Annotated in this window: 17 protein-coding genes; 1 reads left to right on the top strand and 16 read right to left on the bottom strand. The window is 75.1% G+C overall.

The window, feature by feature from the left end; translation table 11 throughout:
* Positions 1-8 precede the first annotated feature (8 nt).
* The 4 genes from AB0883_RS16960 to hisD form a co-directional block, all read right to left on the bottom strand.
* Positions 9-182, bottom strand: coding sequence for a hypothetical protein (locus tag AB0883_RS16960; RefSeq protein WP_366642072.1), 174 nt, complete (start codon positions 180-182; stop codon positions 9-11).
* Between the two features lie 61 nt (positions 183-243).
* Positions 244-855 (bottom strand): imidazoleglycerol-phosphate dehydratase HisB, encoded by a 612-nt coding sequence (hisB, locus tag AB0883_RS16955; RefSeq protein ID WP_091104907.1) that lies wholly within the window; start codon positions 853-855, stop codon positions 244-246.
* Positions 856-892: 37 nt separating this feature from the next.
* Entirely contained in the window at positions 893-1,978 is a 1,086-nt protein-coding gene (locus AB0883_RS16950) for a histidinol-phosphate transaminase (protein ID WP_366642071.1), read from the bottom strand.
* Positions 1,979-2,033: 55 nt separating this feature from the next.
* Positions 2,034-3,356 (bottom strand): histidinol dehydrogenase, encoded by a 1,323-nt coding sequence (hisD, locus tag AB0883_RS16945; RefSeq protein WP_366642070.1) that lies wholly within the window; start codon positions 3,354-3,356, stop codon positions 2,034-2,036.
* Positions 3,357-3,462: 106 nt separating this feature from the next.
* Here hisD and AB0883_RS16940 point away from each other — a divergent pair, with 106 nt between their 5' ends.
* Positions 3,463-4,167 (top strand): LON peptidase substrate-binding domain-containing protein, encoded by a 705-nt coding sequence (locus AB0883_RS16940; protein ID WP_366642069.1) that lies wholly within the window; start codon positions 3,463-3,465, stop codon positions 4,165-4,167.
* Here the strand turns inward: AB0883_RS16940 and AB0883_RS16935 are convergent.
* From AB0883_RS16935 to AB0883_RS16880, 12 genes are all read right to left on the bottom strand, one after another.
* Entirely contained in the window at positions 4,082-4,774 is a 693-nt protein-coding gene (locus AB0883_RS16935; RefSeq protein ID WP_366642250.1) for a DUF2567 domain-containing protein, read from the bottom strand. The two genes, AB0883_RS16940 and AB0883_RS16935, sit on opposite strands and share 86 nt — an antisense overlap.
* A 359-nt stretch (positions 4,775-5,133) precedes the next feature.
* Entirely contained in the window at positions 5,134-6,819 is a 1,686-nt protein-coding gene (locus AB0883_RS16930) for an AAA family ATPase (protein WP_366642068.1), read from the bottom strand.
* Between the two features lie 290 nt (positions 6,820-7,109).
* The gene (locus AB0883_RS16925) at positions 7,110-8,054 is read right to left on the bottom strand and encodes an RluA family pseudouridine synthase (RefSeq protein ID WP_366642067.1); all 945 of its coding nucleotides are present in this window, start codon (positions 8,052-8,054) and stop codon (positions 7,110-7,112) included.
* Positions 8,051-8,686 carry a signal peptidase II gene (lspA, locus tag AB0883_RS16920; protein WP_366642066.1) on the bottom strand — a complete coding sequence of 212 codons (636 nt, stop codon included), beginning with the start codon at positions 8,684-8,686 and terminating at the stop codon, positions 8,051-8,053. Before lspA ends, AB0883_RS16925 begins: the two co-directional genes overlap by 4 nt.
* A gap of 66 nt (positions 8,687-8,752) precedes the next feature.
* On the bottom strand, positions 8,753-9,172 hold the full coding sequence (locus tag AB0883_RS16915; RefSeq protein WP_121400566.1) for a TraR/DksA C4-type zinc finger protein: 420 nt from the start codon (positions 9,170-9,172) through the stop codon (positions 8,753-8,755).
* A gap of 222 nt (positions 9,173-9,394) precedes the next feature.
* Positions 9,395-10,894, bottom strand: a complete 1,500-nt coding sequence (locus AB0883_RS16910) for a potassium/proton antiporter (RefSeq protein ID WP_366642065.1) — start codon at positions 10,892-10,894, stop codon at positions 9,395-9,397.
* A gap of 22 nt (positions 10,895-10,916) precedes the next feature.
* The gene (locus tag AB0883_RS16905; RefSeq protein WP_151455895.1) at positions 10,917-11,216 is read right to left on the bottom strand and encodes a DUF167 domain-containing protein; all 300 of its coding nucleotides are present in this window, start codon (positions 11,214-11,216) and stop codon (positions 10,917-10,919) included.
* An 18-nt stretch (positions 11,217-11,234) separates the two neighbouring features.
* Complete coding sequence (locus tag AB0883_RS16900; RefSeq protein ID WP_366642064.1) at positions 11,235-11,855, bottom strand: hypothetical protein; 621 nt, start codon at positions 11,853-11,855, stop codon at positions 11,235-11,237.
* Positions 11,856-11,931: 76 nt separating this feature from the next.
* Positions 11,932-12,744, bottom strand: a complete 813-nt coding sequence (locus AB0883_RS16895; RefSeq protein ID WP_311411629.1) for a DivIVA domain-containing protein — start codon at positions 12,742-12,744, stop codon at positions 11,932-11,934.
* Positions 12,745-12,788: 44 nt separating this feature from the next.
* Entirely contained in the window at positions 12,789-13,094 is a 306-nt protein-coding gene (locus AB0883_RS16890; protein WP_088999245.1) for a YggT family protein, read from the bottom strand.
* 30 nt (positions 13,095-13,124) lie between these two features.
* On the bottom strand, positions 13,125-13,820 hold the full coding sequence (gene sepF, locus AB0883_RS16885; RefSeq protein ID WP_366642063.1) for a cell division protein SepF: 696 nt from the start codon (positions 13,818-13,820) through the stop codon (positions 13,125-13,127).
* Between the two features lie 191 nt (positions 13,821-14,011).
* Positions 14,012-14,758, bottom strand: a complete 747-nt coding sequence (locus AB0883_RS16880; RefSeq protein WP_366642062.1) for a YggS family pyridoxal phosphate-dependent enzyme — start codon at positions 14,756-14,758, stop codon at positions 14,012-14,014.
* Positions 14,759-14,762 lie beyond the last annotated feature (4 nt).

The raw sequence follows: 14,762 nt of genomic DNA, 5'->3' as shown, positions 1-14,762 counted from the left end.
TTGCCCGCTCATGCGCCCTCCCCCGGCAGCAGCCAGAGCACGCCGCCGGCCGTGGCCAGGACGGCGAGCAGCGCGGTGACGACCACCGCGCCGCGCGGGGCACCCTGCCGGTGCAGCGACCACGCCCCGCCGACCAGCACACCGGCCAGGATCAGCAGCAACGACGGCAGCACCCCACCCATCAGAGCCGCCCTCCGATCGCGACTGCGGGACTCCGCTGCGCTGCGTTCCTCGCGCTCACGCTCACAGGGCTCCCTTCGTGCTCGGGATGGCGCCCGCCGCGCGCGGGTCGATCGCCGTGGCCTCGCGCAGCGCGCGGGAGACCGCCTTGAACTGGGCCTCCACCACGTGGTGGGCGTCCGGGTGACCGCCGGGGCGGGCCGCCCGCAGCACGTCCACGTGCAGGGTGATCCGGGCCGCCTGGCCGAAGGACTCCCAGATGTGCCGGGTCATGCTGGTCGGGTAGACCGGCCCGATGTACGGCGCCAGCACCGGCTCGTCGTGCACCACGTACGGGCGGCCGGAGAGGTCGACCGCGGCCCGGACGAGTACCTCGTCCATCGGGACGGTGGCCGAGCCGTACCGCCGGATGCCGGCCTTGTCCCCCAGCGCCTGGTCGAACGCGGCGCCCAGGGCGAGCGCGGTGTCCTCCATCGTGTGGTGGGCGTCGATCTCCAGGTCGCCCACGGTGCGCACGGTGAGATCGAAGCCGCCGTGCCGCGCGATCTGGTGCAGCATGTGGTCGTAGAAGCCGACCCCGGTGCCGATCTCGGCCCGGCCGGTGCCGTCGAGGTCGATCTCGACGAGCACCTTCGTCTCCTTGGTGATCCGCTCCACGCGGGCGGTCCGGCTCATTGCCTGCCTTTCGGTCGCGACTGCGGGGCTCGCGGGGTCACTCGTGCTCCCGTCGGAGCTGCTCCATGGCGGTCAGGAACGCGTCGGTCTCGGCGGGGGTGCCGGCGGTGACCCGCAGCCAGCCCGGCAGGCCGACGTCGCGTACCAGCACACCGGCGTCGAGCAGGGTGCGCCACGCGGCGGCCTGGTCGCCCCCGACCTCGAACAGCACGAAGTTGGCGTCGCTGTCGGCCACCCGCAGCCCCCGCTCGCGCAGCCGCGCCACGATCCGGTCCCGCTGCTCGCAGATCGCGGACACCGTGTCGAGGAGGGCGTCGCGGTGCGCCAGCGCCGCCCGGGCCGCGGCCTGGGTGAGCGCCGAGAGGTGGTACGGCAGCCGGACCAGCTGCACCGCCGCCACCACCGCCGGGTCGGCCGCCAGGTAGCCCAGCCGGCCACCGGCGAACCCGAACGCCTTGCTCATCGTCCGGGTCACCACCAGCCGCGGGTGCCCGGGCAGCACCGCCAGGGCGCTGACCGTGCCGGGGCGGGCGAACTCGGCGTACGCCTCGTCGACGACCACCATGCCGGGCGCGGCGTCCAGCACCGCGGCGACCACCGCCGGGTCGAGGGCCGTGCCGGTGGGGTTGTTCGGCGAGCAGAGGAAGACCACGTCCGGGGCTTGCTCGCGGACCTGGGCGACCGCCTCGTCGGCGGTCAGCCCGAAGTCGACGCCGCGGCGGGCCGGCACCCACCGGGTGCCGGTGCCCAGCGCCAGCAGCGGGTGCATCGAGTACGCGGGGGTGAAGCCGAGGGCGCTGCGGCCCGGCCCGCCGAACGCCTGGAGCAGCTGCTGCTGGACCTCGTTGGAGCCGTTGGCGGCCCACACCTGCTCGACGGTGAGCCCGTGGCCCAGGTAGCCGGCCAGGTCGGCGCGCAGCGCCACGGCGTCGCGGTCCGGGTAGCGGTTGAGGTCGCGCAGCTCCGCCGCGAGGGCCTTGCCGATCGCGTCCACCACCGGCTCGGGCACCGGGTAGGAGTTCTCGTTGGTGTTCAGCCGCACGGGCACGTCGAGCTGCGGCGCCCCGTACGGCGACAGCCCGCGCAGGTCGTCGCGGATCGGCAGGTCGTCGAGCCCGCTCATGCCGCCACCCCGCTCCGCCCGGTGACGACCCCGGGCCGTCGGAATCTGTGCCCGCTCATCCCAGCTCCCCCGGGAAGCGCACCTGGACCGCCCGGCCGTGCGCGGGCAGGTCCTCGACGGTGGCCAGGGTGACCACGTGCGGGGCCACCTCGCGCAGCGCCTGCTCGGAGTAGTCGACCAGGTGGATGCCGCGCAGGAAGGACTGCACCGACAGCCCGGAGGAGTGCCGGGCGCAGCCGCCGGTGGGCAGCACGTGGTTGGAGCCGGCGCAGTAGTCGCCGAGCGACACCGGCGACCAGGCGCCGACGAAGATCGCCCCGGCGTTGCGCACCCGCAGCGCCCACTCGCGGGCGTCCCGGGTCTGGATCTCCAGGTGCTCGGCCGCGTACGCGTCGACCACCCGCAGCCCGGCGTCGAGATCGTCGACCAGCACGACACCGCTCTGCTCGCCGGTCAGCGCGGTGGTGACCCGCTCGGCGTGCTTGGTGGCCGGCACCTGCCGGGCCAGTTCCCGCTCCACGGCCTCGACCAGCTCGACCGAGGGGGTCACCAGCACGCTGGCCGCGAGGGGGTCGTGCTCGGCCTGGCTGACCAGGTCGGCCGCGACGTGCGCCGGGTCGGCGGTGTCGTCGGCCAGGATGGCGATCTCGGTCGGCCCGGCCTCGGCGTCGATGCCGACGACGCCGCGCAGCAGCCGCTTGGCCGCGGTGACCCAGATGTTGCCCGGGCCGGTGATCATGTCGACCGGGTCGCAGTACGCGACGCCCTCGGCGTCGACCGCCGCGCCGTACGCCAGCATCGCCACGGCCTGGGCGCCGCCGACGGCGTAGACCTCGTCGACGCCGAGCAGGGCGCAGGCGGCGAGCACCCGGGCGTCGGGCAGGCCGCCGTTGTCCTTCTGCGGCGGGCTCGCCACCACCAGCGCACGCACCCCGGCCGCCTGGGCCGGCACCACGTTCATCACCACGGTCGACGGGTACATCGCCAGGCCGCCGGGGACGTAGAGGCCGACCCGGTCGACCGGCACCCAGCGCTCGGTCACCGTGCCGCCCGGCACCACCTGGGTGGTGTGGTCGGTGCGGCGCTGATCGGCGTGCACCCTGCGGGCCCGGGCGATCGACTCCAGCAGCGCGGCGCGCACCTCGGGGTCGAGGGCGCCCTCCGCCTCGGCGAGGGCCTCGGCGGGCACCCGCAGCACCTCGGGCGAGACCCCGTCGAAGCGCTCGCTGGCCTCCCGGATCGCCGGGTAGCCATGCTCCCGGACCGCCTCCACGAGGGGGCGGATCCGCTCGACGGCCACGGAGACGTCGAGTTGGGCACGGGGCAGCAGGCGGCGCGGGTCGCGGACGCCGCCGCGCAGGTCGATCCGGTTCAACACCCTTGCGAGTCTAGGCGGCCCGTCCGGACGGCGACCGGCGCCGCCCGTACGCCGGGACGGTGAGCCGGGCCACGCCGCCGCGCCGGGATCGGGCTACGCTCGACGCGTGACTGCGCGGCTGCCGGTGTTTCCGCTCGGAATGGTCCTCTTCCCCGGTCTGGTGCTGCCGCTGCACATATTCGAGGAGCGCTACCGCGCCCTGGTCCGGCACCTGGTCGCGCTGCCCGAGGACGCCCCGCGCGAGTTCGGCGTGGTGGCCATCCGGGCCGGCTGGGAGGTCGCCCCCACCGGGCCGGACGGCCAGCCGCTGCCCGGTGGCGGCGACGTCACCCTGCACGAGGTGGGCTGCACCGCCGAGCTGCGGCAGGTCACCGAGCGCCCCGACGGTGGCTTCGACATCGTCACGGTGGGCAAGCGCAGGTTCCGCGTCGCCGAGGTCGACCGGGACACCGAGCCCTACCTCACCGCCGACGTGGAGTGGCTGCCCGAGCCGGGCGGGCCCGACGAGGTCGCCGACCTGCTCGCCGCCCGGGTGATCTCGGTCTTCCGGCAGTACCTGGGCCTTGTCCGCGCCGATCCCGAGGAGCTGTCCGAGCAGCTGCCGGAGGACCCGACGGTGCTGTCGCACCTGGTGGCCGCGACGGCCGTGCTGACCGTGGCCGACCGGCAGCGGCTGCTCGCCATCGACGACACCGCCGCCCGGCTGCGCGCCGAGCTGCGCCTGCTCAACCGTGAGGCGGCGCTGCTGCGCCAGGTGCGGGCGGTTCCGGTGCCGCTGACGGAGCTGGCGTCCCCGCCGACTCCCAACTGAGCCCGGGCACGCCGGGCTCGCGCTCCGGGCGCAGCGACGGCCAGCGGGACCAGCCGGCCAGCAGGGTGTACGTCACGGCCGCGCCGAACGCGGGCAGCAGCAGGTTGCCGTGCGGCACCGGCAGCACGCCGAGCACCCACTCGATCCCGCCGGCCCGCAGGTCGGCCGGCTTCTCGAAGGCCTGCCCGACGGGCGCACCCTGCAGCAGCCGCTCGTAGTCGGCCAGCCCGGTCCGCCGGCCGACCTGCCAGGCGACCAGCGCCGCGCCGAGGGCGCCGAGCACGGCGGCGAGCAGCCCGACCGGTCCCCGTACCCGGCGCAGCAGGAACCACAGCGCGAGCGCGGCGAGCACCCCGAAGCCCAGCCCCAGCAGGCTGAACCAGCCGTCGGCGGCGATCGGCTGCTCCGGCTGCGGCTCGGCGTAGATCGCCCCGTCGGCGACCTTGAGCACCGGCGTGTCGGGCGCGAGCGCGGCCCAGAGCAGCCCGAGCGGCACCCCGAGCACGCTCGACGCGAGCACCGCCAGCAGGGCGAGCCGCACCGCCCGCCCGCGCGGCAGGTCCGGCTCCGCCGGTGGCGCGAGCGGGTAGCCGGCGGCGTACTCCAGGCCGGTCCCGCCGGGGACGTACTCCACCGTCCCGCCGTGCGGCGGAACTCCGGTCGTGGCGTACGGCGGGACGCCGGTCGTGGCGCGCGGCGGGAGGCCAGCCGTGGCGTGCGGCGAGACGCCGGTCGTGGCGCGCGGCGGGAGGCCGGTCGTGGCGTCGTGCGGCGGGGCGGGCTCCCCGGCGGCGTACGGGTCGGCGGGGCCGACGCGCGACGGCGGGTCGGGTGCCGCCCAGGCGGCCGGTGCCCCCGGCTCGTCGGGCCGGCCACCGGGCCGGTCGGGTTCGGGGGTGTCCGCGCTCACCCGGTGATCCTCTCAGGCCCTCGGGCGGCGTGGGCGGTCGGTGGCGGCACACCCGCTCACCGGGCGAACGGCTCCAGCATCACCGAGGCGGCCTTCAGCCACGCCTGCCGGGTCTCCTGCTGGAGCTGGTGGTACTCGATCGAGGAGCCGGTCTCCAGCGCCGGGTCGTACGGCACCACGGCGACGGCCCGGGTGCGGGTGGCGAAGTGCCGCTCCAGGTCGTCCTGCAACGGCGAGCGGCCCGGGGTGGGGCAGGAGATCAGGGTGACCGCGTTGTCGGCCAGCTCCCCCATCCCGACCTCGTGCAGCAGGTCCAGCATCCAGTCGGCGCTGAACGCGGCGTCCTCCCGGGGCACGGTGGTCACCACGAGCTGGTCCGCCGCCTGCATGATGGTCCGCCAGTTGGCGCTCTCCACGTTGTTGCCCGTGTCCACGCAGACCACGTCGTGGGTGCGCCGCAGCAGCTCCAGCACCCGCCGGACGGTGAACTGGTCGAGCCGCTGGGCGAAGCGCGGGCTCTCCTCGCCGGCCAGCACGTCGTACGAGCCGTCGGAGGCGTGCCGCAGGTAGTCGTCCAGGTGCTCCAGCAGCTCGGGGCCCTCCTTGATCTCGACGTGCGCGAGATCGCTGACCAGGTGCCGGATGGTCCGGGCGTGCCGGGCGCTGCCGGCGCGCAGCCCGAGCGTGCCGCGCAGCTCGTTGTCGTCCCAGGCCAGCACGCCCCGTCCGCGTACGCTGCCGACGGTCGCCGCCGCCAGCACCGTGGCGGTGGTCTTGTGCACGCCGCCCTTCGGGTTGGCGAACGCGAGCACCCGAGGGGTGCCCAGGTCGCGGCGGAGCACCCCGGCGGCCCGCTCCAGCTCGATCTCCGTGCCGCGTGGGCGCCACTCGACGCGCGCCGGGTAGCCCCGATCGGCGGCCACCGGCGCGGCGGGCGGCGGCACCACCGGCGGCGGCGCGGCGGGCGGGGCCGGCGGAGGCGGGGCCGGTGCCTGGTGGGCGCGCTGGGAGCGGTAGCCGTTGTCGAGCACCGCGTACCGGGACTCGACCGGAGGCGGCTCGTGCCGGTAGCCGTTGTCCAGCACCGCGTAGCGCGACTCGGTCGGCCCCGGGCCCCGGCGCGGCTCGGTCTCGATGCGCGGCGGCGAGGGCTGGGCCGGCACGCGGTACGCCGGCTCGACCGGATACTCCGGCTCCGCCCGGTAGGACGGCTCGACCGGATCCGAACGATAGGTCGGTCCGACCGGATCAGACCGGTACGACGGCTCGACCGGATCAGACCGGTACGACGGCTCGACCGGATCAGACCGGTACGACGGCTCGACCGGATCAGACCGGTAGGACGGCTCGATCGGGTATTCCGGCTCCACCCGGTAGGCGGGGTCGAGCGGGTCCGCCCGGTAGGCCGGCTCCACCCGGTAGGTGGCCTCGGCCCGGTAGCCCGCGTCGACCGGGCGACCGTACTCCGCGCCGTACGGCGGTGGGCCGGGCTCCGGCGCGTACGGCTCGGGGGCCCGGCCGATGGCCGGCACCCGCGCGGCATAGCCGTTGCCCGACGAGCGGCGGGGCAGCGGCTCCGGCGGGAGGGGCGGCGGATCGGCGTGCCGGTCGGCCTCGGCCTGCTCAGCCGTGCGGCTGCCGTGCCGGGCCCGGTCGAGCAGCGCCCGCCACCGCGGTGCTGGTTCGGCCGGCCGCCCCCAGCCGGTCTCGCTGCCCTCCACGGCTCGCCCTCCCAGCGCCATCGATGCCCGTCTGACAGGCTACGAACGAAACCCTATTCGGACCACACCCGTCTACGCACCTTCGGTTCTTCCTCCCGTCACGGCACGGGCCCCGGTACGCCGCCGACGCCGGTGTCGGAGGAGGTCGACGGGGCCGCCGGCGGCGACCCGCCGCAGGTCGGTCCGGGCGGCCCCGGTGAGGGTTCCGTCACGCCCGGTGCGGGTTCCGACGTTTCGCCCACCGTCGGTTCCGGGGCACCGGGGCGCATTGGCGGGATCCCCTCGTCGGATCGTCACGGGCGGGACGACGCTCAGTCGCGGAGGATCTCGAGCGCGCGGTCCAGGTCGTCAGGGTAGTCGCTGACGAAGCGCACCTCGTCCCCCGTGCGGGGGTGCAGGAAGCTCAGCGACCGGGCGTGCAGCCACTGTCTGCTCAGGCCGAGCCGGGCGGACAGGGTCGGGTCGGCGCCGTACGTGAGGTCGCCCACGCACGGGTGCCGCAGCGTGGAGAAGTGCACCCGGATCTGGTGGGTGCGCCCGGTCTCCAGCCGGACGTCGACCAGGCTCGCCGCCGGGAACGCCTCCACCGTGTCGTAGTGGGTGATGCTCGGCTTGCCGCCGGAGACCACCGCCCAGCGGTAGTCGTGGGTGGGGTGCCGGTCGATCGGGGCGTCGACGGTGCCGCGCAGCGGGTCGAGGTGCCCCTGCACGACCGCGTGGTAGCGCTTCTCCACCTCGCGGTACTTGAACGCCCGCTTCAACGCGGTGTACGCCTGCTCGCTCTTGGCCACCACCATGATGCCCGTGGTGCCCACGTCGAGCCGGTGCACCACGCCCTGCCGCTCGGCGGCGCCGCTGGTCGAGATGCGGTGCCCGATGGCGGCCAGCGCGCCGATCACCGTCGGGCCGGTCCAGCCGGGGCTCGGGTGGGCCGCGACGCCCACCGGCTTGTCCACCACCACGATGTCGTCGTCGGCGTAGACCACCCGCAGCCCGGGCACCGCCTGCGGCACCACGGTGGGCGGGGCGACCGGCGCGGGCAGGGTCACCTCCAGCCAGGAGCCGGCCTTCACCCGGTGGGAGTTCGGCCGGGCGACCCCGTCGACCAGCGCGTCGCCGGCGTCGACCAGGGCCGCGGCGGCGGTGCGGGACAGCCCGAACAGCCGCGACACGGCCTGGTCGAGCCGCGAGCCGTCGAGGCCGTCGGGGACGGGCAGGGAGCGGTGGTCGCCGCCGGCGGCGAAGGCGGCGGTCATGCCCGCTCCCGCTGCCCGGCGTCGGCCTGGGCCGCCGCCTCGTCGGTGGGCTCGCCGTGGCCGATCCGGCTGCCGTCGCGCTGCCGGCCGGTCAGCTCCAGCAGGAGGGCGAGCAGCACGCCGCAGACCAGGGCGCTGTCGGCCAGGTTGAACACCGGGAACACCCGGCCGTACGGTGCGAAGACGCTGACCATGTCCACCACGTGCCCCACGAACCAGCCCGGGGCGCGGAAGACCCGGTCGGTGAAGTTGCCCAGCGCCCCGCCCAGCACCAGGCCCAGCGAGATCGCCCAGGGCAGCGAGCGCAGGCGCAGCGCCATCCAGACGATCCAACCGACCACCCCGAGGGTGATCAGCGGGAAGACCCAGGTGTGGTCGGCGCCGATGCTCCACGCCGCGCCGCTGTTGCGGGTGAGGCTCAGGTAGACCGCGCCGCCGAGCAGCCTGACCGGCTCGCGGTCCTCCAGGGCGCCCAGGGCGAGGTGCTTGGTCGCCGCGTCGGCGGCGAGCACGGTGAGCGCGATGCCGAACAGGATGCCGGCGGCCCGGCGGTGGGGCGTGCCGGCCCTCGGCTCGGCGCTGTCGGCACCCGGCTCAGCGCTGCCGGGACCGGCGGGCGGTGCTTCGGACATCTGCTCCCCATCGACGCTCGCGGCGGCGCTCGCGCGCCGCCTCCCATGGCCGCCGGGGAGCGGGCCTCAGCGCCGCTCCTCCAGCTGCTTGCACGTCACGCAGAGGGTGGCCGACGGGAAGGCGGCGAGCCGCTCCACCGGAATGGGGTTGCCGCACCGCTCGCACCAGCCGTAGCCACCCTCGTCGAGCCGCTCCAGCGCCCGCTCGACCTGCGTGATCCGTTCCAGGATGCTGTTGGCGAGTGAGATCTCCTGCTCACGCTCGAACGTCTTGGTCCCGGTGTCGGCCTGGTCGTCCCCGGCCGAGTCGGTCAGCCGGTCGCGCTGCAGCTCGGTGATCTCGCTCAGCGTCCGATCGTACTCGGCGCGCAACTCGTCACGCCGCGCCGCCAGGGCCGCCCGGATCTTCTCGGTCTCCGCAGCGCTGCGGGTGGCCTTCGCCACCGGCTTCCGGCCGGCGGTCCTGGTGTCGGCTGGCTTCGCCATCGTCGCTCCCTCGGCCGCGGAACCGCGGCGTTCCGCGGCACCTGGACTGGGGCCGCCGGCATCGGCGCCCCCAGGTACAAAAGGGGCGCGCGGCGACGGGGCCGCGCACTCCGGAGATTCGCAAGAATACGGAACGTACAGGCGCACGACAACGTGCCGCTCCGACGCACCGACGTTCGGCCCCTAGTCATCCCTAACTGGGGCAAAAGGAACGCTAGCAGATCACGCGTCGGGACCCCGGCCGTACTCGCCAAACCAGCGGGCCAGCCGACCCCGCCGGCTGACCGCCCGCAGCCGCCGCTCCGTCTCGTCGCGTACCCCGGCCGTCGCCACGATCAACATGCTGTCGCCGGTCTTGAGCCGGAAGTCCGGCCCGGGCACGACGCCCGCCCCGTCGCGCAGCACCAACGTCACCGAGGCGCCCAGCGGCAGCCGCAACTCGTCGACGTGCACCCCGGCCAGCCGGGAACCCGGCGGCACCTCCAGCTGGAGCAGGTCCGCGCCCATCCGCTCCAGCGGCGCCGTCTCCACCCGGATCTCGGTCGCCTCGGCCGGCGCGGTCACCCGCAGCCGGCGGGCCACCGGCCCCAGCGTCCCGGTCTGCAACAGCGTGAAGATCACCACCAGTACGAAGACCGAGTCGAAGAGCCGGTCGGCGCCCGGCACCCGCTCCGACAGCGGGATGGTGGCGAGCACGATCGGCACCGCCCCGCGCAGCCCCGCCCAGGACAGGAACGCCTGCTCGCGCAGGTCGAACCGGAACGGCAGTGCGGACGCCGCCACCGACAGCGGCCGGGCCAGCAGCACGAGCGCCAGCCCGGCGACCACGGCCGGCAGCACCGCCGAGCCCAGCCGGCCCGGCGAGACGAGCAGCCCGAGCAGCACGAAGAGCCCGATCTGGGCCAGCCACGCGAGGCCGTCGGCGAAGCCGAGGATCGCCTGCCGGTGCGGCAGCCGGGCGTTGCCGAGGATCACCCCCGCCACGTAGACGGCGAGGAAGCCCGAGGCGTGCAGCACCGCGCCGGCGGCGTAGGCGAACACGGTCAGCCCGACCGCCGCGATCGGGTAGAGCCCCGCCGACGGCAGCGCCGCCCGGCGCAGCGCCCACCGCCCGCCGACGCCAGCCGCGAAGCCGACCGCCGCACCGGAGCCCAGCTCGTAGCTGACCAGCGAGATCTCGTACCACCACGGGTGGGTGACCCCCTCCCGGGACAGCAGCACCACCAGCAGCACGACCGGGGCGTCGTTCATCCCCGACTCCGCCTCCAGGGTGGCCACCAGGCGGGGCGGCAGGCGCAGCCGGCGCAGCGTGGCGAAGACCGCCGCCGCGTCCGTGGAGGAGAGCACCGCGCCGTAGAGCAGGGCCAGCCGCCAGTCCAGTCCCAGCAGCAGGTGCACGACGAGGCCGACGACCAGGATGCTGACCACCACGCCGACCGTGGAGAGCAGGGCGGCCAGCCCGAGCACCGGACGCAGGTTGCTCCACCGGGCGGTCAGCCCGCCCTCGGCGATGATCACGATGAGCGCGCAGAAGCCCAGGGTCCGGGTCAGCTCGACGTCGTCGAAGCGGATGCCCAGCCCGGCCTCCCCGATCACCACCCCGAGCGCCAGGTAGGCCAGGAGGCTCGGCACGCCGAGCCGGGTGGAGAGCCGGACCGCGCCGACCGCGACCAGCAGGACACCCGCGCCGAGCAGGAGCGCGAGATCCAGCCCCGGCGTCACCGCCGCCCGGCCCCGGGGTCGGTCACCCGGCGGCCCCGTCACGCAGCCGGCGCAACGCCTCCGTCAGCTCCGGGGCGGGCCCCTCGACCAGGAAGAGCTTGTCGCGGCTGGCCGCGCCGGCCCGCAATGACACCACGGCCGGCCGTACGCCCAGCGCGCCGGCCAGCGCCCGCCGGGCCGCCTCGGTGGCCCGCCCGTCCACGGCCGGGGCGTGCACCGCGATCACCAGGGCCGGCCCGTGCGGCCCGTCGAAGCGCCCGCCGACACGGGCCCGGGCGGAGCCGGGCTTCACCCGGACCGCGACGGTCAGCGTGGCATCCATCGGGAAGCGTCCCGCCGCTCAGATCCGGCCGGCGTCGGCGAGCAGGGCGGTGTCGGGTGCGCAGCGGGCGCACGGGGTGAAGCCGAGGTCGACGGCCTCCGCGACCGGAATCGGCTCGTGCTCCCGCCCCACCAGGTACGCGCAGTCGGCCAGGTGGTAGCGGGGCCGCCCGTCGACCACCCGCACCTCGGCGGCGAGGCGGGCCACCCGGGCGGCCTCGACCGGCGTGACGTCCTGCGCAGGCGGCTCGTCGTCGTACGGCACGGCGGGGCCGGCCCCGGGCGCGGCGGCCGGGACGGCGCCGTCGGTCACCGGCGGCTCGGGCGGTTGCCGCCACCCGGTGCCGTCGGCGTCGACCGTGGAAGGAACGTGCTGGACGGGGATGTCCGGCTCCACCGGCGGCCCGCCGGCGAAGGCCGACCCGGCCGGGCGGGTCGCCCGACGGGGCCGCCACACCGGCCGGCCCGGATCCGCCGCCGCCCGGCCCGCGGCCGCCTGGCGGGCGCCCGCGACCAGCGCGACGGCGGCCAGCAGGCTGGCCGCGATGGAGATGGTCAGGAAAACGCTGGAGCCACCGGCCAGGCCGAGCACCAGCAGCACCACCGCGACGAGGATGAGCAGGAGACTGGCGACTATCACGGCTCACCCCCGCCGCGTCGTGCTGATGAGGCGAGGTCGGCGACCGTCATCGTGACGACGGTCGCCGACCGATGGTTCAGCGACCGGTCTCGAGAGCGCCGGAACGGCCGCCGCCGCCGTAGGAGCCGGCGAGCCCGGCGGTGGCCAGCCCGTTGCCGCCGCCGGCGGCCCGGGTGCCCTCGCCACCACGGGTCATCTCGACCTCCAGGCCCTGGCCGCGGCCGTCGAGGTCACGCAGCTGGCTCTCCAGGTAGGCCTTGAGCCGGGTGCGGTACTCGCGCTCGAACTGCTTGAGCTCCTCGATGTGCTTCTGCAGGGCCGTGCGCTTGGCGTCCAGGCCGCCCATGGCCTCCTGGTGCCGCTGGCGGGCGTCGCGCTCCAGGGCGTCGGCCTTGGCGCGGGCCTCGCGGGTGACCTCCTCGGCCTTGGAACGGGCCTCGGAGAGCAGCTGGTCGGCCTCGCGGCGGGCGTCGGAGACGTGGTCGTCGGCGGTCCGCTGGGCCATCATCAGCACCCGCAGCGCCTGCTGCTCACCGTCGGCGCCGCCGACGGCCGGGCCACCGGCGGAACGGACCTGCTCCAGCTCGGCCTGCATCGCGCGGGCGGCCTGCTCGGCCGCCGCCTTGTCGCGCTGCACCCGGTCGAGCTGGGCCTTGACGTCGTTGAGCTCCGCCGCGAGACGGGCGTCGCCACCGGGGCCGGCGGGGGCGCCACCACGGCCGCCGCGCTCCACCTGGGCGCGCAGCTCGTTGTTCTCCTCGATGAGACGGGCAAGCTCGCGCTCGACCTCGTCCAGGAAAGCGTCGACCTCCTCCTCGTCGTAGCCCCGCTTGCCGATCGGCGGCTTTTTGAAGGCGACGTTGTGGACGTCGGCCGGGGTCAGCGGCATCGAAACTCCTCGGGTCAGTTGCGGCCGCGAAAGCGCGTCGGTCATCAGACGGTGCCGATGATCGACCGCCTCAACACGAACTCCATCAGCACGAACAGGATAACCAGGAGCACAAGTGAGGCCAGGTCGATGCTCACGGTACCAATTCGCAACGGAGGGATCACACGCCTCAACGCGTTGAGAGGGGGATCAGTGACGCTCCACACGATTTCCAGCCCCACCGATGCCCCACGGCCCGGCTGCCAGCGCCGGCCGTACTGCAGGACGGCGCTCAGGACGAACCGGGCCAGCAGGACGAGCAGGAAGAAGTAGAGCACCAGATACAGCACTTGCAGCACGATCGACAACACGGCAGGCGACGTCCCTCGGGTCGGGCGGGGCTAGCTCAGGCTGAAGAAGCCGCCCTCGGCGATCTTGGCCTTGTCCTCCGCGGTGACCTGGACATTGGCCGGTGAGAGCAGGAACACCCGATTGGTCACGCGCTCGATCGTACCCCGCAGCCCGAACGCGAGGCCGGCGGCGAAGTCCACAAGTCGGCGCGCGTCGGCCTCGTCCATCTCGGTGAGGTTGATGATCACCGGAACGTTGTCACGGAAGTGCTCACCGATGGTGCGCGCCTCGCGGTACGTGGTGGGGTGCAGCGTGGTGATCTGGTAGCGCTGCTCCTCCTCGGCGACCACCGCGCGCTCCCGGGGCTGTGCCTGCGGCGCCAGGGCCAGGTTGTCGCGGGTGTGGTAGGTCAGCGCGCCCGAGGTGTCACCGGCCGACGGCCGGGTGATGGAGCGGACGCTGGACCGCTCGGCCCGCTCCGCCCGGTCGCTGTCGCCCCGCTCGGCGTCGGCGGCCCGAGCGGCGGCGCGCTCGGAGAGCCGGCCACGGTCGCTCAGCCGGGACCGGGGCGCCGGCGGCTCCTCGGAGTCGTCCTCGTCATCGTCCGCGAACTCCTCCGAGTACCGGCTCTGCCGGTAACGCGAATCGCGGTAGCCACCCTTGTCGTAGCCACCGTCGTCGTAGGCCCGCTCGTCGTCCTCTTCGACCAGACCGAGCCAGACCCCCGCCTTGCGCAGTGCACCCATCCCGCGCCCTTCCCGTCCGCCGTGCGGCACGCGCCCCCGTACCGTGTCGCTTGTCGCGAGTGGACCACTTCTGCCCACCAGAGCGGATCGGCAATCCCCTGGCACGCGATTCGCGTCGCGTGCCACGACCCCCGACAACGGGACGCCGTTCCCTCAAACAACACAGATGTAATTTGCTTCCCGCGGTCAGGCTACCGCAGCGTGGGACGCATTCCGAGCAACGCGCTGCCGACGCGGACATGTGTCGCGCCGTACCGGATCGCGATTTCCAGGTCGCCGCTCATCCCGGCGGAGAGCGCGGCGGCTCCCGGGTGGACCGTCCGGAACCCGGCGGCCACCTCGGCCAGCCGGGCGAACGCCCGCTCCGGCTCCCAGCCCAGCGGCGCCACCGCCATCAGGCCGGCCAGCCGCAGCGCCTCCGCGCCGGCCACCGCCTCGGCCACCGCGCCGAGCCCGGCGCCCGGGTCGGCCGAGTCCGGCAGCGCCCCGCCCCGGGCCGCGTCACCGTCGATGCTCACCTGGACCAGCACGTCCAGCGGCCGGTCCCGCGCCGCCGCCGACGCCGCGTCCAGCGCCCGCGCCAGCCGGACGCTGTCGACCGAGTGCACGACGTCGGCGTAGCGGACCACCGACCGGGCCTTGTTGCGCTGCAACTGCCCGATGAAGTGCCACCGCGCAGTCACCCCCGCCGCGGCCACCTCGGCCGACTTGGCGGACGCCTCCTGGTCGCGGTTCTCCCCCATGTCGACGACGCCGAGCCCGGCCAGGGCCACCACGTCCCCGGCCGGGTAGGTCTTGGTCACCGCGATCATGGTGACCTCGGAGTCGTCCCGTCCCGCGGCGGCACAGGCGTCCGCGATCCGGGACCGTACGCGGCCCAGGCCGGCCGCGATCTCGGCGCGCCGGTCCGGGCGCACCGTGGCTGGGCTGTCGGTCATCGGC

Source organism: Micromonospora sp. NPDC047812, assembly GCF_040704175.1.
Lineage (GTDB): Bacteria > Actinomycetota > Actinomycetes > Mycobacteriales > Micromonosporaceae > Micromonospora.
This window is presented reverse-complemented; position numbering and strand designations above follow the sequence as displayed.